Origin of the sequence: Bacillus cereus group sp. MYBK195-1, from assembly GCF_051916605.1 — a bacterium.
Lineage (GTDB): Bacteria > Bacillota > Bacilli > Bacillales > Bacillaceae_G > Bacillus_A > Bacillus_A cereus.
The window spans coordinates 160721-183767 of the sequence record NZ_JBQAGZ010000009.1; the positions used below are offsets into that span (position 1 = coordinate 160721).

The following is a 23047-nucleotide window of genomic DNA, read 5'->3' on the forward strand; positions in this document are numbered from 1 at the left end:
CTCATGTCATGCACTACATATGAAATGATTTAACTGCTTAAAAGTTAAACCGTCTCACTATCCTGAGCCACACCAACACTATCCTCAAACTTATCCAACAAAGCACGCACTTCATCCGTCGACTTCGTGCTCATCAATTGATTTCTTAGTTCAGCAGCTCCTGGGAAGCCCTTCACATAAATTTTGAAGAAGCGATGTAATCCTGTTATGGATCGTGGTAATACTTCTGCATATTGATCTTGAAGATCAAGTTGTAGTCTTAAAAGATCTAGATGTTCTTTGCTGCTATGCTCTCTTGGCTCTTTTTCAAAAGCAAATGGATTTTTGAAGATGCCTCGTCCGATCATTACGCCATCAATGCCGTATTTTTCAGCAAGTTCCAGCCCCATTTTACGATCAAGGATGTCTCCATTGATTGTTATTAACGTATTGGGTGCAATGCGGTCACGTAATTTTTTTATTTCCGGAATTAGTTCCCAATGCGCATCTACTTGGCTCATTTCTTCTCTTGTGCGTAAATGAATAGAAAGGTTCGCAATATCTTGTTTGAAAATGTGCGTTAACCAATCTTCCCACTCGCTTAACTCTTTAAAGCCAAGTCTTGTTTTTACGCTGACAGGTAGTCCGCCCGCTTTTGCTGCTTGAATAAGTTCTGCTGCAACGTCTGGACGTAGAATAAGGCCACTACCTTTCCCTCTTGATGCTACATTCGGTACTGGGCAACCCATATTAATATCGATGCCTTTAAATCCTAGTTCTGCCATACCGATACTCATTTGACGGAAGTATTCGGGATTGTCTCCCCAAATATGTGCTACCATCGGTTGTTCGTCTTCTGTAAAAATTAAACGGCCACGTACACTTTTCATACCTTCTGGATGGCAATAGCTATCCGAGTTTGTAAACTCTGTGAAGAATACATCCGGACGACCAGCTTCACTTACTACGTGACGGAAAACAACGTCTGTCACATCTTCCATTGGTGCAAGTACGAAAAATGGTCGTGGTAATTCACGCCAAAAATTATCTATCATTTCAAATTCAAATCCTCTCACTATGAATACAATTTCAAAATCTAAATTTATAATTTGTGAAAATCAGCAATATTTATTTTAACTAAAATCGCTTATGAATGGTATTTTTGTAAACCAAAAAGCAGGTGGTATAGATTTTTTCTATATCAACTGCTTTCCTATTATACTAACTTAAGCCAAGCCACACACTCCACATGAGTCGTATGCGGGAACATATCAACAGGTTGTACTTCCTGTGTTTTATATCCGCCTTCTTCTAGTACTTTTAAATCACGTGCTAATGTTGCTGGGTTACATGATACGTATACGACGCGGTTTGGCTTCATGTCAATGATTGTGTTTAGTAATGCTTCGTCACAGCCTTTACGCGGTGGGTCTACGACCATTGTGTCAGCAATTACGCCTTCTTTGTACCATTTTGGAATAACTACTTCTGCTTCTCCTACGCCAAATTCAGCGTTTGTCATGTTGTTTAGTGCTGCGTTTCGGTTTGCGTCTTCGATTGCTTCTGGGACGATTTCAACGCCGTACACTTTTTTCGCTTTTTGCGCTAGGAATAACGAGATTGATCCGATTCCGCAATAGGCATCGATTACTGTTTCGTTACCATTTAATTTTGCGTATTCTAACGTTTTATCGTAAAGCACTTTCGTTTGTTCTGGATTTACTTGATAGAATGAACGTGCTGAAATCGCAAATTTAATGTCACCGATAAAGTCATAAATGTATTCTGATCCGTACAGTACTGTCGTTTTGTCTCCGAAAATTACATTCGTACGCTTCGTATTTACGTTTTGAACAATTGATTTTACTTCTGGGAATTTCGCTGCAATTTCTTCAATGATTGCCTTTTTGTTCGGCAATTCTGCTGTACGTGTAATGAAGACAAGCATAATTTCCCCTGTTACTTGTCCGTAACGAGCCATTACGTGACGAAGTGTTCCTTTGTTACGCTCTTCGTTGTACGCAGTGATACCGTGCTTTTCACAAATACGTTTTACTTCTTGAATTAATGTATCGTTTTCTTCTGCCTGAATTAAGCATGATTCCATATTAATGATGTCATGCGTTCCTTGGCGATAGAAACCAGCTACAAGTCCGCCTTCACGTTCTCCGATTGGTACTTGTGCTTTATTGCGATATACCCACGGGTTCTTCATGCCAAGTACAGGATGAACAGGAACATCGCCTAGTCCTCCGATACGTTGCATAACGTCACGTACTTGTTTTTCTTTCGCTTGTAATTGTCCTTCATAAGTTAAGTGCTGAAGCTGACAACCGCCGCACTGATTATATACTGGGCATTCAGCATCTTTACGATATGGACTTTCTGTATGAAGCTTCATTAAACGACCAAATGCGAAGTTTTTCTTCACTTTAATAATTTTAATTTGCGCTTCTTCACCTGGTAATCCGTTTTTAACGAAAATAGGATAGCCCTTTACTTTCGCAACACCGGCACCATCATGTGTTAAATCTTCAAATACTACATCTATAAACTCGTTTTTCTCAACTGGTGGCGTCATTTTAATACTCATTTTCCGACCTCTCTTTTTCATAACACTGCGTTACATTTTATCATACTTATATGGTCTTTTTCTATTGGAAGAAAAAAAGCTATTGACGATACTTCTCTGTTAATGTTACGCTACTACTAATTTAATACGGACGATGTTACCTCATATATACTTGATAATATGGATCGAGAGTTTCTACCCGGCAACCTTAAATTGCTGGACTATGGGGAAAACTAATGAATATTAGCCTATGCGCAAAAAAGGACTCATATTGATTAGCTTTCTCTCATAGATGAAAGTGAATCCATATGGGTCTTTTTTTATTTTTATTTTTCTAAAAGGTCAGACATCTTACGTATGACATAAAACCTCATTCCTTTATTTTTAGTAATATAACGAGCGTTTTATGTACAAACTTTATACGAACTTCTGAAAGGGGCAACTACATGCAATATGTAATGAGCATTATCGGTATTATTGCCGTGTTAGGTTTATGTTTTGCTTTGTCAAACAACAAAAGTAAAATCAACTTCCGTGCAATTGCAATTATGATTGGTTTCCAAATTTTAATCGGTTGGTTTATGTTTGCTACAAAGATTGGTCAACAAATCATTATTTTCATTAGTAAAGTTTTCAACAAACTAATTAAACTTGGTACGACAGGTGTCGATTTTCTCTTTAATGGAATTCAAAGAGATTTTGTCTTTTTCTTAAACGTATTATTAATTATCGTATTTTTCTCAGCACTACTTTCAATCTTTAGTTATTTAGGTGTTTTACCATTCATCGTTCGCGTTGTCGGCGGTGCAATTTCAAAAATCACTGGTTTACCACGCGTTGAGTCATTCCACGCAGTAAACTCTGTATTCTTCGGTTCAAGTGAAGCGTTAATCGTTATTAAAAACGATTTACAGCATTTCAATAAAAACCGTATGTTTATCATTTGTTGTTCTGCGATGAGCTCCGTTTCTGCTTCTGTTACAGCATCATACGTAATGATGTTAGATGCAAAATACGTACTAGCAGCTCTTCCGCTAAATTTATTCTCAAGCTTAATCGTTTGTTCGTTATTAACACCAGTTGATACGAAGAAAGAAGATGAAGTGATTCAAAAATTTGATAGAACGCTATTCGGGGACAGCTTTATCGGTGCAATGATTAACGGTGCGCTTGATGGTTTAAAAGTAGCTGGTATCGTTGCCGCATTAATGATCGCCTTTATCGGTGTGATGGAAGTTGTAAACTACGTAATTAGTGCAGCTTCAGGCGCAATGGGACATGCCATTACTTTACAACAAATCTTCGGTTACGTACTTTCTCCATTCGCATTCTTAATGGGTATTCCAACTCAAGATATTATCCCAGCTGGTGGTATTATGGGTACGAAGATTGTTTTAAATGAGTTTGTAGCAATCCTTGATTTAAAAGACACAGCTACAACATTAGCTCCACGTACAGTTGGAATCGTTACAGTATTCTTAATTAGCTTCGCAAGTATTAGCCAAATTGGTGCAATCGTTGGTACAATCCGTGCCCTTTCTGAAAAACAAGGAAGCGTTGTTTCTAAATTTGGTTGGAAAATGCTATTTGCATCAACACTTGCTTCTATTTTATCTGCGACAATCGCTGGATTGTTTATTTAATAAAAAATCACCTTACTTTAACGAGTAAGGTGATTTTTTTGATTCTTTATGAAACCGAGTGAAATTCAACTGCTTCTTCTGTATTGATAATCCTATCTTTATATATACCTTTTATTGAAATGTAAATGATAGATTTGTTTATGTTTTTTAACTTTCCTAATGAAAAATGATAAAGCAATCCATTGCTTTTTAAAGTCCACATCTTCCCACTCCATGGACCAGTAGCTTTTTGTTCATCCGACGCCTTTATTTCACCTTCATATTCGCATTCTCCCAAAGGAGTTTTAATTGTATTCTTCTCTGTATCAATTCGAATATTTTTAATTAGATTCAAATTTTCATCAGAGAGAATTTGAATTTCATGATCTTTCTTTTTAAAAAAGAGTTTTCCGTCTTTGGTATTTATATATTCTGCATTATCCATTTTATCTATCATAAAATCATATTCTTCTTTTGTAATACCTAAGTTTTGATGATAAGGAAACGTTTTTTTCGGTATAATTTCTTCTTCGGCATACTTCAAATACCAATCTAAATTATTTGTAATACTATCGCTCATTTTATTTCCGATTTTCTCTAATTTCTCTTTTATCTCATAAGGAAATTCAAGTGTCATAATATCCGCCGTTACTTCCGCATTCATAAGATGCGATGGAATATACTCTTCCACACTATTTGCTTTACTCACTTCACTTTGACAACCAACTATAAATAGCGATATGAAAAAGATATATATTATTTTTTTATATTTCATTTCTATTCTCCACTCCATACATTATTCTTACTTAGTTTTATAGCGGTTTTCATTATAGTATAAAATCTTTATATTTTAATAAAATACATATCCTTATGCAAAATTGCATATTAATAAGTCTTCTTCTTACTTTAAAATTAGCTTAAATCACTTTCCAAATTATACTAATAACAAGCATTAAATGTTATAATTTGTAAAAAACATTGGAGGACCTTATGAAAATTCACGCCCTTTTCGATTTCTTACATTTACTAGTCTTAACCCTGAAAAGCTATTATGTATGGGGAATGCCTATCTATGTCTTCATTATTCCTCTTATCTTTGTAGTCGGTTATATTATTATTAATTCTAATAAGAAACAAAAAAACACATCTATTCAAAGTCACTAATCTATTACATTAATAACCTCCTAAAAATCATATTCCCCTCATTTTCTTCAAATGATATGATGAACAAGGGTATATCCCCACCACTCTTATAGCGGTGGGGATTTTAATGTAAATATGCAACATACTACACAATAGAAGGTGATTTTTATGAGAAAATACGCAGCAATTGCTTTATGTACGTCTGCCATTCTAGCAGGCTGTAATACTAACAATGTAAGTCCAGAACCTAAAAAAGAGAAAACGGCTCAAGGGATTAAGAAACAAGCAGAGACTGTGCAAGAACAAGGTAAAATCTCATATAATGCAATTACACATGAATCTACAAACACAAGTATTCATATTACAGACATAAAAGATTCTTTAAATGAAGTACAATATAAAATTTGGCGCACAGCTGATGGAAAGGAACGTGCTAAATCTTTTTCTTCTAAAGAAAAGGAGAAAAAATTTGCAATTTCTTTTGATATAAAAGAATTTGAAGGAAAACGCGGTGAGTTTCAAATTGAAGCAACAGGAATGAAAGAAGATGGGAAAACAATCCCGCTTACGAAATCTACTATTACTTTCGAACAAAAGGTTCCTGTTCTTATGTATCACGCAATCGATGATTATCATGGTCAAGGTATTAAAGACTTATTCGTATCACCAGCTAACTTTGAAGCACAAATAAAATATTTAAAGGATAATGGTTATACGCTTTTAACGTTTGAACGCTGGGGCGATATAAATAAAGTAAATAAGCCGATTTTTGTTACATTTGATGACGGTATGAAAAATAATATGAATGCATTTCGCATTTTACAAAAGCTAAAAGATGATACTTTTAAACCGGCAGCAACAGAATATATGATTGTTGATAACGTTGATGTAGAAGGAGCATTGTCTACTTCTGAAATAAAAGAAATGGTTGATTCCGGCATTTTCTCGGTGCAATCTCATACTGCAACACATGCAGATTTACCGAAAATTACAAACTATGAGGAAGAGTTAAAAGGTTCAAAAGAAAAGCTAGAAAAAATAACAGGTAAGCCTGTTATCGCGATTGCTTATCCATTCGGTCATGTAGATGATAAGGTTGTTGCAGAAACGAAGAAGTATTATCAATTTGCGACGACGACAAAGCCTGGGCAATTCATTACGAAGGGTGAACCTGATGAATTGTTAAAGATGAAGCGCGTTCGTATACACCATACAACGACTGTAGAGCAGTTTGCTTCTTCAATTAAGTAAATATAAGGGCTCAATACATTTTGAGCTCTCTTTTTACTTTATATTTATATATATTTTTAGAATTTTCTTGTATTATATATAGTAAGAAATCTTTCAAATTAAAGGAGATTATACATATGTCATTTGAACAAACGTTAGAGAAATATGCTGCTCTTGCAGTTAATGTTGGTGTTAATATTCAACCTGGACAAACTTTATCAATTAGTGCACCTCTTGAAGCTGTACAATTTGTACGCCTCGTTACAGAAAAAGCATATAAATCTGGTGCAAAACACGTATATGTAGATTGGAATGATGAGACGTTAACACGCTTAAAATTCGATCTAGCTCCTGAAGAAGCTTTCGCTGAATTTCCATCTTGGAAAGCACATGCTCGTGAAGAATTAGCAAAAGAAGGCGCTGCATTTATGTCTATCTATGCAGAAAACCCTGATTTATTAAAAGGTGTAGAACCATCGCGTATCGCAACAGCTCATAAAGTAGCTGGAGAAGCAATGAAAGTATACCGTGATTACGTACAAGCAGATAAAGTAAGTTGGTGTGTCATTTCTGTTCCTACGAAAGAATGGGCTGCGAAAGTATTCCCTGACGTAGCGCCAGAAGAACAAGAAGCAAAGTTATGGGATGCTATTTTCAAAGCTACTCGTGCTGATTTAGAAAATCCTGTAGAAGCATGGAAAGAACATGATGAAACATTACATACAAAAGTGGATTACTTAAACGAAAAGCATTATAAAGCTCTTCACTATACAGGTCCTGGAACAGATTTAACAATCGAACTTCCAGAAAAACATGTATGGGCTGGTGCTGGTAGCTTAAATGAAAAGAACGTACCATTTATGGCTAATATTCCAACTGAAGAAGTATTTACAATGCCACTTAAAACAGGTGTAAACGGCCAAGTTTCTAGTACAAAACCGTTAGTATTTGCAGGTAATATTATCGATAATTTCACGTTAACATTTGAAAACGGACGTATCGTAGACTATAAAGCTGAAGCTGGTGAAGAAGCTTTAAAACATTTAGTAGAAACAGATGAAGGTTCTCACTTCTTAGGGGAAGTAGCTTTAGTACCTCATGACTCACCAATTTCAAACACAAATGTTTTATTCTACAATACACTATTTGACGAAAATGCATCTTGCCACCTTGCGATTGGAAATGCTTACGCATTTAACTTAGTTGGCGGAAAAACAATGTCTAAAGAAGAACTTGCTGAAAACGGCGCAAACGCTAGTATCACACACAACGACTTCATGATTGGATCAGCTGAGCTTGATATTGACGGTATTACTGCTGATGGCAGACATGAGCCTATCTTCCGTAAAGGTAACTGGGCGTTTTAAATTTATTACCATAAAGAAACACATTAGATAATCCAATGTGTTTCTTTATTTATTTGGTTTCAATTCAAATTTTATTATTCTATTTTCACGCGTAAACTCTGGTCTATACGTAGCGATATACGTATTTTCTTTCGCTACGTCAAATAGCATGATATCTTGAATTTTTTCTTCTGGTGCTAACTTTTTACTAATAAAGCTATCAGGGTTATTATATTCTTTAAATCTTGTACCTTTCTTATCGGTAATCTCAAATTCATAAAATGCAAAAGGTATTTCCTTTTTACTATTATTTTCCACTTTGAAAATAATCCCCAAAATCTCCTCTTTCTTTTTATCCTCATCATAATCCGGATATCCTAATTTAACTGAATCGATAGTTACTTGCAAACCATCTACTTCTACTGTCTCCCCTATTTTATACACTTTATCTTGAACATCTTCTTGTTTACTTTCATTACTATCTTTAGTCTCAGTGCAAGCACTTAAACTAAAAGCTATGCCAAAAATCAAAAAAATTTGACTCACCTTTTTTAACATACTCTTTCCCCCACATAAGACAATATTTCATATGTATCATAACAAAATGCTTTACGCTTTCTTGTCATATTTTGTCGTATTAATTGCTAACTGCACAAATAGAAAAAAGCTATCTTCTACAAAAGATAGCTTTCATGATGCCGATGAAACCTTAAGCCCAATGACACCCAAAACAATAAAAAGAATACAAAATGCTTGGAATAAACTAATATGCTCTTTAAAAAAGTAAACACTAATGATTGTAATAAGTAATGTTCCAACGCCAGACCAAATAGCATAAGCAATGCTTAAATGAATCTTTTTAACGACGATAGCAAATACGCTAAAACAAATACCATAGAATACGAAAATTAGTACACTCGGAACGAGCTTTGTTAAACCATTTGATAGTTTCATCGCAATTGTTCCAGCTACTTCAAAAATAATTGTAACAAGTAATAATAGCCAATATACCATACTAAAATCTCCTTCTCTGTTACCTTATAGAGATTCTAGTATACTACTTATAGTCCCAATGAAATATATTTAATTTCTAAATATTCCTCGATGCCGAAATGGCCTCCTTCACGACCGATACCACTTTCTTTAAAGCCACCGAATGGTGCTTGTGCAACTGATGGAAGACCGTCGTTTAGACCGATAATACCGTACTCTAACGCTTCACTAATTTGGAATGCTTGGCTAATGTCTTTCGTGAAAATATACGCAGCTAAACCGTATGGTGTATTATTTGCACGTTCGATTACTTCATCAACTGTTTTAAATTTCGCAACTGGTGCCACTGGCCCAAATGTTTCTTCATTCATACAAAGCATCGTATCATTTGCCAATCCAATTACAGTCGGTTGAATGAAATGTCCCTCTAACTCTGCGACCTTTTGACCACCATATAAAACTGTTCCACCTTTTTGAATAGCATCTTCAATATGTTCTTGTACTTTTGAAACTGCATTCTCATCAATAAGTGGTCCGACAGTCGTTCCGTCACTGAAACCGTCTCCTACTTTCAACTGCCCTACTGCCTTTTGGAACTTCTCTACAAATACTTCGTATACTTCTTCTTGAACGAATACTCGGTTTGTACATATACACGTTTGTCCTGCGTTACGGAATTTCGAACCAATCACCGCTTCTACTGCTTTATCTAAATCTGCATCATTCATTACGATAAACGGAGCGTGACCACCTAACTCAAGTGAAACTTTTTTCATCGTTTGCGCCGCACTAGCCATTAACTCTTTCCCAATTTCCGTTGACCCTGTAAAGGACACTTTTCGAACGCGACTATCTTCCATCCATGTATCAGCAATTGCTTTTGCACTACCTGTTACGATATTGATTACGCCCTTTGGAATATCTGCTTCATGAGCTAATTCAGCTAATTTCAATGCAGTTAATGGCGTTTGACTCGCCGGTTTCACAACGGCTGTACAGCCTGCTGCAAGCGCTGGGGCTACCTTTCTCGTAATCATCGCTGCCGGGAAGTTCCAAGGTGTAATAGCTGCCATAACGCCAACTGGTTGCTTCATAACTAAAATGCGCTTATTCGGATGAGAAGCAGGAATCATTTCACCATACACACGTTTCCCTTCTTCTGCATACCATTCAACAAAACTATTTGCATAATTTACTTCACCAAGCGCTTCTGCAAACGGCTTTCCTTGTTCCTTTGTCATAATCGCTGCGATCTCTTCTTTGTTTTTATCAATAAGCATGAACCACTTTTTTAACTTCGTTGCACGATCTGCTGCCGTTAACTTAGACCACGTTTTAAAAGCTTCATGTGCAGCATCAACAGCTTGCTTTGCCTCTGTTACTCCGCCTTTTGGTACAGTTGCAAATATTTCCTTCGTCGCAGGATTATTTACTTCAATTTGTTCTTGTAGTGTAATCCACTCACCATTTATATACATCGCCTTTTTATCTATACTTACGAAAGTCGCCTTTTTATCCAATGTTTTCTTCCTCCTCTATGAACTTCTTAATTTTCCTAGTAGCAGCAGATTGACTAATTTGCAAAAACTCAGCCACTTTATAACTTGATCCATACGTTTTATACGCTTTAAGAATAATATTTCTCTCTACCTCTTCCAGCATTTTATAAAGGCTTTGCCCCGATTGTTCAACTGCAGCCTCTTGCATAGAGAGTGGCAAATCCTCTACCGTTACAACATCATCGACAGTAATAACAATTCTCTCAATTACATTCTCTATTTCTCTATTGTTTCCTTCCCACGGATATCCAACAAACATTTGTAACGTACTCGGCGCTAGTTTCACATCACGTCCGTACTTTTTATTAAAGTGCTGCAAGTAATGATAAATAAGCGGCAAAATATCTTCTGTTCTTTCCCTAAGCGGGGGAATTGCAATTGGAATAACATTCAGACGATAGTATAAATCTTTCCGAAATGTTCCTTGTTTCACCATCATACTTAAATCTCTATTTGTTGCCGCCACAATTCGAACATCCACTTTTTTTAATTCTCTTCCGCCTATAGGACGAAATGTTTTTTCTTGCAATACTTGCAAAAGCTTCGCTTGAATTTCCAGCGGCATTTCACCGATTTCATCTAAAAAAAGAGTTCCTTTATGCGCGGATTCTAATAGTCCCTTTTTCCCTTCACGATTCGCACCTGTAAAAGATCCACCTGAATATCCAAAAAGCTCCGATTCAATTAAATTAGTTGGCAATGCCGCACAATTAATTTCATAGAAACTTTCATTCTTACGGTGACTCACTTCATGTAAATGGCGTACTAATCGACTTTTCCCAACTCCAGTCTCGCCTAAAACGAGAACAGTACTATCCACTACAGATACTTTTTTGATTGTATCGACTATTTTTTGCATAGCTAGACTTTTAAAAATAAGTCCTTCATGCTCATATGTTTCTCTTAATTCTTTTTTATATGTTTTTAGCTGATTATCCATTTCCTCTACCTTTTGACGTAATTGATAGAGTTCAGTAAGGTCCCGAGAATAACTAATCACTCTTCTTAAATTTCCCTCATCATCAAAAACAGGCCTTGTACGAACGTGTAAATACTCTCCTGATTTTGTAGTTTGAACGAGTTCAATTGGCCTCTTTTTTTCAATCACTTCTAATGTCGCTGATGGATAAAAGATTCCATCCTTTTGTAGTTCTTTTACATGCTTACCAACTAACTCTTCGGCAGCTAGTTGGTAGTGCCTTTCACATGTACTATTTACACGCACAACGATCCCCTGCTCATCTGTAACAAAAATTTCGTCAAACGCATATTCAAATACATCTTTTAAATCCATTAACACTCGTTCCTTTTCTGCAACCATCCTAGCCACCCCTAACTTCAAATCCATCGATCCACTTCACTACCTTTATTATAAAGTGAATTTTCTGCATTTAATATAGAGTCAGCTAGAATGTTTGCTATTTATACTTCAGTTTTTAAACGCGAGCGATGTTTGTTTGCTCATAACAAGCTTGCAATGATTCTTCAATTATTGTTAAACCTTCTTCAAGTTGCTCATCTGTAATAACTAAAGGCATTAACACACGGATAACATTTCCATATGTTCCTGCTGATAATAACAGTAACCCACGCTTATTTGCTTCTGCACATAGATTAGCCGTTAACGTTTTGTCAGGTGCTTTCGTCTTACGATCTTGAACGACCTCAAATGCACACATTGCACCTAACCCACGCACATCGCCGATGCAATGATATTTATTTTTCATCTCCTTGAATCGGTTCATTACGACTTTTCCTAATTCTATCGCTCTATCATTTAATTTCTCATTTTCTATTACATCGAGAACAGCTAATGCAGCCGCACATCCTAATGGACTTCCTGCATACGTTCCACCAAGTTCACCTGGTGCAGACTCATTCATAATTTCTTTACGTCCAATGACACCACTTATCGGTACACCAGCACCTAATGATTTAGACACTGTAATTAAATCTGGAACGACATCATAGTGATCAATTGCAAAATATTTTCCTGTACGACTAAAGCCTGTTTGTATTTCATCCGCTACAAATAAGATGCCGTTCTCTGAACAAATGCGGCGTACTTCTTGAACAAATTTCTTACTTGGGACGATAAACCCACCTTCCCCTTGAACAGGTTCCATTACAACAGCTGCGATTGTTTCTGGTGCTACTTCCGATATGAAGAAGTTCTTAAACTCTTCAATAATAAAATCATCATACTGCTCTTCCGTTAATCCCTCTGGGCGACGGTATTCGTATGGAAATGGCGCTTTATATACTTCTGGAGCAAATGGACCAAACCCAAATTTATATGGCTTCACTTTACTTGTCATCGTCATTGTCATTAATGTACGCCCGTGGAAACCTTTAGAAAATGCGATAATACCAGGTCTCTTCGTATATTTACGAGCGATCTTCACCGCGTTCTCAACTGCTTCTGCACCACTATTTAAAAAGAGGACTTGCTTATCGAAACTTCCCGGTGCCAATGCCGCAAGCTTTTCCGCTAATTCAATATATGGCTCATACATCATGACATTAAATCCAGTATGAATGTATTGATCGACTTGTTTATGGAGCGCTTCTTTAACCGTTGGATGACAATGCCCTACGTTAATTGTCCCAATTGCTCCTGCAAAATCAATGTACTGATTACCATCAACATCTGTTACAAGAGCACCATTTGCAGATTGTACAAACGTTGGGATGCCGTTACTTACTCCTTTTGGTACTATATTTTGACGGCGTTCTAATAAAGATGCCGCTTTCGGTCCTGGAATTTGTTCATTTACTTTAGCAAATTTTTTTGTGTTCATTGCGTACCCCATCCTTTTCTTTACATTGTTTTCTCTTTTTATTGCAAAATGTATGCCAACTTTCTTTTCTAGCATTTATCCTATATTCTTTGTATCCAGGCATAAAAAATAAGTCTATAAAGACTCATTAAGAGTCTTTATAGACTTATTTTCCTTACACATTAGACTTTTCTTTCTCCCAGAAAAACTCACCCGATTGAGAAATAAACTCTTCAACAGAATCTAACACTAAATCAGCAAGTGGTTCTAATGTTGGACGGTCTCCCGTACCAGATAGCACCCCAATTGCATAGCAATCGCCATTTTTGGCTAAATGTAAATCAGTTGGCGTATCTCCAACAACCGCAACCTCACATGATGCTAAATTAAATTTCTCACAAAACACTTCTATAATCTTTTTATCTGGTTTTTGCGCAGGGAATGTATCCGAGGCTATAATATAATCAAAAAAGTTCTCCAACTTATATTGTTTTAAAAATAATTCTGTTGGTGCAAAATCATCCGCCGTGACAACCCCTAATATAAATCCTTTATCTTTTAATGCCTGTAACACTTTCGGTAAATCTGCTGTCATTTTCATATGCGAACGATGCTCATACATAAGGGAAAATAACTTCTCACTTACCCAATGATGCATCTCTTCTTCTCTAGCAGACTCAATATAATTACAAAGCCCCTTCGCTACATCAAGGCTTGTTCCAGCAGCTATTGCACTCCTCGGATTAACAAATGCTCCCTCTACACCGATCTCTTCTAATAAGGTCTGCCCTATTGTACTTGGTAAATGATATAAACTTATACATTCAGCTACAAGTTCTTCAGCTACTTTTATCCATATTGAATGAAAATCCATTAATGTCCCATCTTTATCAAATAATATCGCCTTTACCTTCTCCATAGCACCCTACCTCTCATTTCTTATCTCTTCCAGTGTATCAATAAAGTATGGATGTAAAATAAAAGAATTGTAAAAATACCATAAAAATCAAACTAACTCCCAATTTACAATTCATTTTAACAAAGTAAAAAGGATGCCTTTACAGGGCATCCTCTTGATGTTCAGGAACAAATAGTTCTAAACAATGATATATATTTTCGAATTCCATCGGTGCATCTCCACCATACTCACCATCTAAATTAATCATTAGTTTATCTGGTGAATGTACTTTAATTCGGTTCGCTTGTGTATATAACACTTTTGGATTATTAATATGTTCACCACGTTGTGCTTGTGTTGCTGCTTTAATTAAATCAGCGATAGAACCTTTTTTCAGTACTAATAGGTCAAATAACCCATCGTTAATAGATGCATACGGTGCTACCTTTTCAAATCCACCTACTGAACGAGTATTCGTAATTAAAAACATCGTAATTTCTTCTTGTAGTAACTTTCCATCATACTCAATTTCAACATATGTCGGATGCAATGATGGTAACATCTCGATACCTTTTAGGTAATAAGCAAGTTGTCCTAATACTGTCTTTAACTTACTCGGTACTTCGTATGTTAATTCTGTAATACGACCGCCACCAGCGATGTTAATAAAATATGTATCGTTCGCTCTACCAAGGTCTAATGGCACTGTTTTTCCTTCGCAAATAATATCTGCTGCCTCTTCAATAGAACGAGGTACACCAATTGCACGTGCAAAGTCATTTGTCGTTCCAACTGGAATAATTCCAAATTTCGGACGGAATTCATGCCCAACTAAACCGTTTACTACTTCATTTAATGTACCGTCGCCACCAGCCGCAATAACAACATCAAACTTACGATCCGCAGCTTGTCTCGCCGCCACAGTAGCGTCTCCAGGACCCGTTGTCGCATGACAAGATGTCTCATAGCCAGCTTGTTCTAATTTTTGTAATACTTCTGGTAAGCTCTTCTTAAATAGCTCACGCCCAGAAGTAGGATTATAAATAATTCTTGCTCGCTTCATCATTTATTAGCACAGGAAATTTCTTTATGTATCGAAAAAGAACATACTGAACTTCTATTCAGTATTCCCATGCCTACCTCCTCTCATCTTGCTATCCTTCTTTTATCCCGCTCAAACAGGCAGTAAGAACCCGATTCGTGTAGTCCATCAAAAGTAAATATTCATTTCAATGGTTTTTTATTTGACTCCAAAATTTATCCCGCTATTTGCGGGCAGTAAATGCCCTATTGGTGAGGGCTAATAATCAATGGTGGATGAACCTCCTACTGATTAAAGTTTCACTTTATTTCTATCCATTCTTCCATAAAAATTTACATATAACGAATAATAACTATCTATTATTTCATGAGATGAAAAAAACCTCTATGTTTAGATTTATCATTATTCCCACCTTTTTGCAACTATCATACCATAGTTGCTATACAAACATTTTTCCACTTTTGACAGTTAATCAAACGTTTGTTTAAACGATTTTGTCTCATTTAAACAAACGTTTGATTAACCTAGAAAAACACCCATGTACGGGTGTTTTTCTGCTTAATCTTTAAAAGTCACTACTATTATCGCTTATTAATCTCTTCAAGTAAGATTTTGTTAACAAGCGGTGGATTTGCTTGTCCTTTTGTAGCTTTCATAATTTGACCAACTAAGAAGCCAATTGCACGGTCTTTACCATTTTTAAAGTCTTCGATAGATTGCTCATTATTATCAAGAATTTCTGTTACAACTTTACGAAGTGTACCCTCGTCAGAAATTTGAACAAGACCTTTCGCTTTAACGATTTCTTCTGGGTCTCCACCTTTTTCAATTAATTCATTAAATACTTTCTTCGCGATTTTAGAAGAAATTGTACCTTTTTCAATTAATTGAACCATTTTAGATAAACCAGCAGGCGTTAATGCAACGTCTTTTAATTCTTTTTGTTGTTTGTTTAAGTATGCAAGTACTTCACCCATTAACCAGTTCGATGTTAATTTCGCATCAGCACCGTCTGCAACAGTTGCTTCAAAGAAATCAGACATTTCTTTCGTTAATGTTAACACGTGTGCATCATAAGCTGGTAAGCCTAGTTCTGCAACGTAGCGAGCTTTACGTGCATCTGGAAGTTCTGGAATAGAAGCTCGAACTGCTTCTTTCCACTCATCATCGATGTAAAGTTCAACTAAGTCTGGCTCCGGGAAGTAACGGTAATCGTCAGATCCTTCTTTCACACGCATTAAGATTGTTTTCTTCGTTGCTTCATCATAACGACGTGTTTCTTGTTGGATGATGCCACCAGATAACAGTTCTTTTTCTTGGCGCACTTGCTCATGCTCAAGACCTTTTTGTACGTAAGTGAATGAGTTTAAGTTTTTCAGTTCCGCTTTTGTACCGAACTTCTCTTGTCCAACTGGACGAAGAGAAATGTTCGCATCACAACGTAAGGAACCTTCTTCCATCTTACAATCAGATACACCAGTGTATTGAATGATTGATTTTAACTTCTCTAAGTATGCATATGCTTCTTCTGGCGTACGCATATCTGGCTCAGATACGATCTCGATTAAAGGCATACCTTGACGGTTGTAGTCTACTAATGAACCATCAGCTGTATGCGTTGATTTACCAGCATCTTCTTCTAAATGAAGACGTGTAATACCGATACGTTTCTTTTTACCGTCTACTTCGATTTCAATCCAACCATTTTCACCAATTGGCTTATCAAATTGAGAGATTTGGTAAGCTTTCGGGTTATCTGGATAGAAATAGTTTTTACGGTCAAACTTCGTTTCCGTTGCGATTTCACAGTTTAATGCCATTGCAGCTTTCATTGCAAAGTTAACTGCTTCTTTATTTAAAGTAGGAAGTACCCCTGGGTATCCTAAGTCAATTACACTTGTTTGTGTATTTGGCTCCGCTCCGAATTCTGTTGGACTCGCAGAGAAAATTTTCGAATTTGTTTTTAACTCAACGTGAACCTCTAAACCAATAATTGTTTCTAAATTCATCTATGCTCGCCTCCTTACAGACTTGCTTTTTTTGTATGATAGTCTGTTGCTTGCTCAAACGCATGTGCAACGCGGTAAATTGTCGCTTCATCGAAGTGTTTACCAATGATTTGTAGACCAAGTGGCATGTTGTTAGCACCGAATCCACATGGAACAGAAATCGCTGGAACACCCGCTAAGTTTACTGGGATTGTTAAAATGTCATTTGCATACATTGTCATTGGATCATCAACTTTTTCGCCCACTTTAAATGCCGGAGTTGGCGTTGTTGGTCCAATAATAACATCATAGTTAGCAAATACATTTTCAAAGTCGTTTTTAATTAATGTACGTACTTGTTGTGCTTTCTTGTAATATGCATCATAGTAACCAGAGCTAAGCGCAAAAGTACCAAGCATAATACGACGTTTAACTTCATCACCGAAACCTTCACTACGTGTGTTTTTGTAAAGATCTAATAAGTTATTTACATTATCAGAACGAACACCGTAACGCACGCCATCAAAGCGTGAAAGGTTCGCAGATGCTTCAGAAGAAGATAGTAAGTAATACGTTGCTAGAGCGTATTTAGAGTGTGGAAGAGATACTTCCTCCCAAGTTGCGCCCATACCTTCTAATACTTTTAAAGCAGCTAGTACTGACTCACGAGCTTCTTCGCCAACACCTTCGCCTAAGTATTCTTTCGGTACAGCAATGCGTAAACCTTTAACATCGCCTGTTAAACCAGCTAAATAGTTTCCAACTTCAACGTTTGCAGAAGTTGCATCCATGCGGTCAATACCTGAAATAGCTTGTAATAAGTATGCATTGTCTTCGACTGTACGTGTAATCGGTCCGATTTGGTCAAGTGAAGATGCGAATGCTACTAATCCGTAACGAGATACGCGTCCGTAAGTTGGTTTTAAACCTACAACACCGCAATATGCAGCTGGCTGACGGATAGAACCACCCGTATCAGAACCTAGAGAGAATAGTACTTCTCCTGCTGCTACAGCTGCTGCAGAACCACCACTAGATCCGCCCGGAACGTAATCTAAGTTCCATGGGTTTTTCGTAGCGTAGAATCCTGAGTTTTCATTTGAAGAACCCATTGCAAACTCGTCCATGTTTAATTTACCGATTGTAATCGTGTCAGCAGCTTTTAGCTTTTGCACAACTGTCGCATCATAAATTGGATCGAAGTTTGCTAGCATTTTGCTCGCACAAGTTGTACGAAGGCCGTTAGTTACAATGTTATCTTTTACACCAATTGGCATACCGAATAATAAACCATTATCTTCAGCGCCGATTTTTGCATCTAATTCTTTCGCTTTTGCGCGTGCATTTTCTTCATCTAATGTAAGAAAAGCTTTTACGTTATCTTCAACATCCGCAATACGTTTGTAAGATTCTTCTACTAAATCCGTAACGGAAATTTCTTTGTTGTTTAACTTCTTATGTAACTCTGATACTGAATGATCAAATAATGACATCGAAATTCCCCTCCTCTATTCTAATACTGCTGGAACACGGATTTGATTATCTTTGTGATCCGGTGCATTTTTTAATACTTCTTCAACTGGTAAACCTTTTTCTGGTACATCTTCACGCATAACATTTTTCATAGTTAATACATGAGTTGTTGGTTTTACATCTGTTGTATCTAATTCATTTAACTGTTCTGCAAATGTAACAATTGCATCTAGTTGTTTTTGAAATTTTTCTGCTTCTTGATCAGTAATTGCAAGACGTGCTAAATGTGCTACGTGCTTTACATTCTCAACGGAAATTCTTGACACGGCTAGGCCACCTCCATAATATATCGTTCAATCTACAATACTATTGATGATACCAAATTTTCAGTACTTCAAGCAAGTCAACACAGAGTACTTACGCCATTTTTACATAAAAAAAGAAAGGCAAATGCCTTTCTTTACAATTTACTCTTTATCTAACGTTTTATTTTTCGGAAATCTCTCGTTATCTTCTTCATTATCACGAATTGTTTTTTGTAATACAAAACAAGACATCGTTAAAAATAATGTTCCAATTAAATAGTATCCTTTTACACTAAGCGTTTCATCTAACGTATAAATCCCAATTAGCATACCTGAAAGCGCACAAACAAATGAAGTCCATGCTAAAAACGTGAACGCTTGCGTATTACGTCTTCTCATCGTTCTCCCCCTCGTTAGCTGTATACCCATTATAGATAAGTATATTTACCATGATGGATTTTTATGTAAATTCTAGTTTTATATTTATAAATCTACCATAAAAGAATACTATTTTAAAGAAAGTTTTCTGCCTAATCTGAAAAAACAATTAAAATTATTTACAATTATTTCTATTCTACATAAAATAAAAATAAATATTACGAACCTCGAAATATACGGGAGTGGAATTAATTGTTGCAATATGAACATTTTTTAGACTTACTGCTAGATAACGCCAAGAAACTTTTCTATCCTGAAGAATGGGTAAGCCTAGATTTAACACTTTCTAAAACAGAAGTATTTTGTTTACTTTGGATGGAACGAAATACAGATATTACAATGACGAAAATTGCTGATCTTCTTGATATACCGATGAGTACAACAACGGGCGTTGTAAATCGCCTTGTAAAAAAGGGATATATTGAACGCTACCGTGATGAAAATGACCGACGTATTGTATTAATTCGGTTAACAGAAAACGGCGTAATGCTCGTTCAAGAAGTAAAACAAAATGCGGCCCATTACTTTAGCTTAGTAACAGAAGCATTATCAGAAGAAGAAAAAGCATTCTTACTACAAATCTTCCAAAAAATCATGAATCACATCGCTACGTCACAGCGAAAAACAGAAGAAAAGATTTCTACACCTAAAATGAAAAACATTCCGATTGAATAAAACCCTATCTGGGTTTTTATTCAATCATTTACTTCGACACTCGTAATATTCGACATTCGAAACAAAGGGGATATGAATGATGAGAATTATCTTGTATACAGGTAAAGGCGGCGTAGGAAAAACTAGCATTTCAGCAGCAACAGCAATTCAAAGTGCGAAACAAGGATTAAAAACATTAGTAATGAGCACAGATCCTGCTCATAGTTTAGGAGATTCATTTGGTATAAGGCTATCTTCTGAACCACTAGAAATTCGTGAAAATTTGTGGGCACAAGAAATTAATACGATTTATGAAATGGAAAAAGGCTGGGGAAAATTACAGAAATATATTACACTATTCTTCACTTCCAAAGCAGCTGATGATATTACAACAGAAGAGTTAACGATGTTTCCTGGTATGGAAGATTTAATTAGCCTACTTCGCGTACTCGATTATTATAAACAAAACACATATGATGTTATTATCATTGATTGTGCTCCAACAGGAGAAACATTAGCAATGCTAAGCTTTCCAGACATGCTCGGCTGGTGGATGGAAAAATTATTTCCTATTAAAAGAAAAGTTTTAAAAGTCGTTCGTCCTGTAGCTCAACCACTCCTTGGTGTCCCTCTTCCAACCGACGATATTATGGACGAATTAACAAGTACACTTGAACAGCTCGGAGAAATGAGAGATATTTTATCAAATCGAGAAGTAACAAGTATCCGCATCGTTGTAAATCCTGAAAAAATGGTCATTAAAGAAGCCCAGCGCAGCTTTACTTATTTGAATTTATACGATTATAACGTAGATGCCATTATGATTAACCGCGTCATCCCTAACACTGTCACCGATCCTTATTTTCAGGCATGGAAAGATACACAGAAGAAATATAAAACATTAATTAAAGATAGTTTTCAACCCCTTCCTATTTACGAAGCTCCAATGTTTGAACAAGAAGTTGTTGGTTTGTCTATGTTAGAACGTGTAGGAGATTCTTTATTTAAAACTGATCATTCCCCTACAGAAGTGAAATTTAACGGGCGCACTCAATATGTAAAAAAGGATGGCGATGAGTATATTTTCGTTCTGTCCATTCCCTTCTCAAACAAAAGTGAACTTTCCTTAAATCAAAAAGGTGATGAACTTATTATTCGAGCTGGTTCTGTTAAACGGAACATCACGTTACCAAAAACATTAACACACCTTTCTATTCAAGGAGCAAAATTTGAAAAAGATGTACTAAATATTCGGTTTGGAGGTGTAGTACATGCATGAGGAATTACTACGAAGGGTAATTCGTACAAAAGTAAAAGTCGGGATGCATATATTAGAAGAGCTACCTAATCCCATCCAGCATTCAGCTAAGCAAATATTAAATATTTTACAAGAGGAACTAGCTGCTTATCCGAAAGAACAAGAGCATCATGAAGTTAATTTAAAAAATATCATAATTGAATAACTATCTCTGTATAGAGGGCCTTTTTTAGGCTTTCTATACTTTATTGGAGTGATGTAAATTGATGAAAAAACATCCCACTACTATATTCTGGATCATTCCCTTATTATTTTTCATTCATAACCTTGAAGAAGCTTTCCAAATGCCACAATACCTTGCTAATCAATTTTCAATCCGTCTTATAACTAGCCAACAATTTTTCATTGCCATTTCCGTATTAACAATCTTTGTATTACTTATCGTCTTTCTATATCAACTTAACTTCTTGTCTTCTATATGCTGGATTATTTTTATACAAGGGGCCATCTTCTTCAACTCTGTTCAACATATTATTTTGTTTTTCATTTATCGCTCCTATAACCCCGGCGTAATATCAGCATTTTTCATTACTCTCTTTTCTATTTTCTTTTTTTTATCAAAAAAACACTTAATTCATCCAAAGCAATTCGTAATTACACTCCTTTTCAGCTTATTTTCTTATCCCATTATAATTTGGATCACCTTACTGTTCGCTAGCTACTTTCATTCATAAAAAAAGACCAGGAAAACTCCTGGTCTATCACTCTACTTAACAAACATTGGATTCTATGTTATACAAAATTGGAAGGTACAGAATTAGGGTTTGTTTGTTAAGTTTATATGTTGAACGAACTAACAGCGGAGGGGTTCCTTCTGTTAGTCCATTAAACCCAATGATTATTTTACGATTTTTTCAAGCTCATCAAGTGAAAGATCTACTGAAATGGAACCATCATTTGTTTCTTTCTTAATTGCGTCTGTTACTTCTTTTGAATGATATAGTTCAATTACTTTTTTCAATGTTGGATCATCTTTATCTTTCGTACGAGCTGCAAAAATATTAATATATGGCTTCGCATTTGCATTCTTTGGATCTTCTAAGAAAATAGGATCCTTAGCTGGATCTAATCCAGCTTGACCAGCAACACCGTTATTAATAACTGATGCCACTACATCTTTTAACACACGAGGTGTTTGCTGTGCGATAACCGGTGTAATTTTTAATTTCTTCGGATTTTCAGCAATACCACTTGGATCTCCAAATAGACCAAAGTCTTTTTTAAGCTTTAATAATCCAGCTGCATCAAGAAGTTTTAATGCCCGTGCTTGGTTCGTTGGATCGTTTGGAATTGCAATTTCTGAACCATCTGGGATTTCATTTGCTTTCTTATATTTTTCAGAGTATAAACCCATTGGCGCAATTTGCGTTGTACCAACAGCTGTAATATCTAACTTATGCTCTTTTTTAAATTGCTCTAAGAAAGCAATATGCTGGAATGAGTTTAATTCAATATCTCCATCAGCTAACGCTTTATTTGGCGTTGTGTAATCAGAGAACTCCACCAGTTTAATCTTAATCCCTTCTTTTTCAGCTTTTTTCTTCAAAATTTCCCAAGCGTCTCCATCCGTTCCAGTTACACCGACGCGAACTACTTTTTCTTTCGCTCCTGCACCCGTGTCTCCACTTGAGCAGCCGCTTAATGCTGAGACTCCTACAATCGCTGATAATGCAAATGCTAAAATTTTCTTCATTTTCTTTTCCTCTC

General features: G+C 36.1%; 22 protein-coding genes and 1 riboswitch. Of the genes, 7 read left to right on the forward strand and 15 right to left on the reverse strand.

The features are described 5' to 3' along the window. Nucleotides 1-44 precede the first annotated feature (44 nt). Nucleotides 45-1034: a tRNA dihydrouridine synthase gene (locus ACTFRY_RS26040; RefSeq protein ID WP_000566708.1), complete on the reverse strand. Its 990-nt coding sequence runs from the start codon at nucleotides 1032-1034 to the stop codon at nucleotides 45-47. A 161-nt stretch (nucleotides 1035-1195) separates the two neighbouring features. Further along, entirely contained in the window at nucleotides 1196-2572 is a 1377-nt protein-coding gene (gene rlmD, locus ACTFRY_RS26045; protein WP_098616525.1) for a 23S rRNA (uracil(1939)-C(5))-methyltransferase RlmD, read from the reverse strand. 121 nt (nucleotides 2573-2693) lie between these two features. Continuing rightward, nucleotides 2694-2795, forward strand: a riboswitch (purine riboswitch). A gap of 202 nt (nucleotides 2796-2997) precedes the next feature. On the opposite strand from rlmD, the gene ACTFRY_RS26050 reads away from it, so the two are divergent. Continuing rightward, complete coding sequence (locus ACTFRY_RS26050) at nucleotides 2998-4194, forward strand: NupC/NupG family nucleoside CNT transporter (RefSeq protein ID WP_044795616.1); 1197 nt, start codon at nucleotides 2998-3000, stop codon at nucleotides 4192-4194. Between the two features lie 46 nt (nucleotides 4195-4240). Here ACTFRY_RS26050 and ACTFRY_RS26055 read toward each other — a convergent pair whose 3' ends face one another. Further along, entirely contained in the window at nucleotides 4241-4948 is a 708-nt protein-coding gene (locus ACTFRY_RS26055; protein WP_000875595.1) for a hypothetical protein, read from the reverse strand. Nucleotides 4949-5484: 536 nt separating this feature from the next. Between ACTFRY_RS26055 and ACTFRY_RS26060 the strand changes: the two genes are divergently transcribed. Together ACTFRY_RS26060 and ACTFRY_RS26065 are read left to right on the forward strand one after the other, a co-directional pair. Then, entirely contained in the window at nucleotides 5485-6567 is a 1083-nt protein-coding gene (locus ACTFRY_RS26060) for a polysaccharide deacetylase family protein (protein ID WP_098616526.1), read from the forward strand. A gap of 116 nt (nucleotides 6568-6683) precedes the next feature. Beyond that, nucleotides 6684-7913 carry an aminopeptidase gene (locus ACTFRY_RS26065; RefSeq protein ID WP_000007357.1) on the forward strand — a complete coding sequence of 410 codons (1230 nt, stop codon included), beginning with the start codon at nucleotides 6684-6686 and terminating at the stop codon, nucleotides 7911-7913. Nucleotides 7914-7958: 45 nt separating this feature from the next. Here the strand turns inward: ACTFRY_RS26065 and ACTFRY_RS26070 are convergent, their stop codons facing one another. The 11 genes from ACTFRY_RS26070 to ACTFRY_RS26120 all read right to left on the reverse strand — a co-directional run bounded on the left by ACTFRY_RS26070 (nucleotide 7959) and on the right by ACTFRY_RS26120 (nucleotide 19329). Further along, a complete protein-coding gene (locus ACTFRY_RS26070) occupies nucleotides 7959-8450 on the reverse strand; it encodes a DUF4352 domain-containing protein (RefSeq protein WP_000915099.1) in 492 nt (163 codons plus the stop codon). Between the two features lie 132 nt (nucleotides 8451-8582). Further along, on the reverse strand, nucleotides 8583-8906 hold the full coding sequence (locus ACTFRY_RS26075) for a DMT family transporter (RefSeq protein ID WP_000263262.1): 324 nt from the start codon (nucleotides 8904-8906) through the stop codon (nucleotides 8583-8585). 47 nt (nucleotides 8907-8953) lie between these two features. Next, a complete protein-coding gene (gene gabD / locus ACTFRY_RS26080; RefSeq protein WP_000358129.1) occupies nucleotides 8954-10405 on the reverse strand; it encodes an NADP-dependent succinate-semialdehyde dehydrogenase in 1452 nt (483 codons plus the stop codon). Further along, nucleotides 10398-11765, reverse strand: a complete 1368-nt coding sequence (locus tag ACTFRY_RS26085; RefSeq protein WP_044795613.1) for a sigma-54 interaction domain-containing protein — start codon at nucleotides 11763-11765, stop codon at nucleotides 10398-10400. Before ACTFRY_RS26085 ends, gabD begins: the two co-directional genes overlap by 8 nt. A gap of 115 nt (nucleotides 11766-11880) precedes the next feature. Continuing rightward, nucleotides 11881-13245 (reverse strand): 4-aminobutyrate--2-oxoglutarate transaminase, encoded by a 1365-nt coding sequence (gene gabT, locus ACTFRY_RS26090; protein ID WP_016117078.1) that lies wholly within the window; start codon nucleotides 13243-13245, stop codon nucleotides 11881-11883. Nucleotides 13246-13399: 154 nt separating this feature from the next. After that, a complete protein-coding gene (locus tag ACTFRY_RS26095; protein ID WP_000416659.1) occupies nucleotides 13400-14143 on the reverse strand; it encodes an HAD family hydrolase in 744 nt (247 codons plus the stop codon). Nucleotides 14144-14282: 139 nt separating this feature from the next. Continuing rightward, nucleotides 14283-15188 (reverse strand): diacylglycerol kinase, encoded by a 906-nt coding sequence (locus tag ACTFRY_RS26100; RefSeq protein WP_000977679.1) that lies wholly within the window; start codon nucleotides 15186-15188, stop codon nucleotides 14283-14285. A 557-nt stretch (nucleotides 15189-15745) separates the two neighbouring features. Continuing rightward, nucleotides 15746-17173 (reverse strand): Asp-tRNA(Asn)/Glu-tRNA(Gln) amidotransferase subunit GatB, encoded by a 1428-nt coding sequence (gatB, locus tag ACTFRY_RS26105; RefSeq protein WP_001047685.1) that lies wholly within the window; start codon nucleotides 17171-17173, stop codon nucleotides 15746-15748. Between the two features lie 14 nt (nucleotides 17174-17187). Then, on the reverse strand, nucleotides 17188-18645 hold the full coding sequence (gene gatA / locus ACTFRY_RS26110) for an Asp-tRNA(Asn)/Glu-tRNA(Gln) amidotransferase subunit GatA (RefSeq protein WP_000051441.1): 1458 nt from the start codon (nucleotides 18643-18645) through the stop codon (nucleotides 17188-17190). A 15-nt stretch (nucleotides 18646-18660) separates the two neighbouring features. Then, nucleotides 18661-18951: an Asp-tRNA(Asn)/Glu-tRNA(Gln) amidotransferase subunit GatC gene (gene gatC, locus ACTFRY_RS26115; protein ID WP_000086999.1), complete on the reverse strand. Its 291-nt coding sequence runs from the start codon at nucleotides 18949-18951 to the stop codon at nucleotides 18661-18663. A 141-nt stretch (nucleotides 18952-19092) separates the two neighbouring features. After that, entirely contained in the window at nucleotides 19093-19329 is a 237-nt protein-coding gene (locus ACTFRY_RS26120) for a YiaA/YiaB family inner membrane protein (RefSeq protein ID WP_001254395.1), read from the reverse strand. 231 nt (nucleotides 19330-19560) lie between these two features. Here ACTFRY_RS26120 and ACTFRY_RS26125 point away from each other — a divergent pair, with 231 nt between their 5' ends. The 4 genes from ACTFRY_RS26125 to ACTFRY_RS26140 all read left to right on the forward strand — a co-directional run bounded on the left by ACTFRY_RS26125 (nucleotide 19561) and on the right by ACTFRY_RS26140 (nucleotide 22014). After that, complete coding sequence (locus tag ACTFRY_RS26125) at nucleotides 19561-20043, forward strand: MarR family winged helix-turn-helix transcriptional regulator (protein WP_000942484.1); 483 nt, start codon at nucleotides 19561-19563, stop codon at nucleotides 20041-20043. 76 nt (nucleotides 20044-20119) lie between these two features. Then, the gene (locus ACTFRY_RS26130) at nucleotides 20120-21301 is read left to right on the forward strand and encodes an ArsA family ATPase (protein ID WP_098616527.1); all 1182 of its coding nucleotides are present in this window, start codon (nucleotides 20120-20122) and stop codon (nucleotides 21299-21301) included. Next, the gene (locus tag ACTFRY_RS26135; protein WP_000544104.1) at nucleotides 21294-21485 is read left to right on the forward strand and encodes a DUF3926 domain-containing protein; all 192 of its coding nucleotides are present in this window, start codon (nucleotides 21294-21296) and stop codon (nucleotides 21483-21485) included. Before ACTFRY_RS26130 ends, ACTFRY_RS26135 begins: the two co-directional genes overlap by 8 nt. A gap of 61 nt (nucleotides 21486-21546) precedes the next feature. Then, complete coding sequence (locus tag ACTFRY_RS26140; protein ID WP_016117075.1) at nucleotides 21547-22014, forward strand: HXXEE domain-containing protein; 468 nt, start codon at nucleotides 21547-21549, stop codon at nucleotides 22012-22014. A 164-nt stretch (nucleotides 22015-22178) separates the two neighbouring features. Here ACTFRY_RS26140 and ACTFRY_RS26145 read toward each other — a convergent pair whose 3' ends face one another. Next, complete coding sequence (locus ACTFRY_RS26145) at nucleotides 22179-23033, reverse strand: MetQ/NlpA family ABC transporter substrate-binding protein (RefSeq protein ID WP_098616528.1); 855 nt, start codon at nucleotides 23031-23033, stop codon at nucleotides 22179-22181. Nucleotides 23034-23047 lie beyond the last annotated feature (14 nt).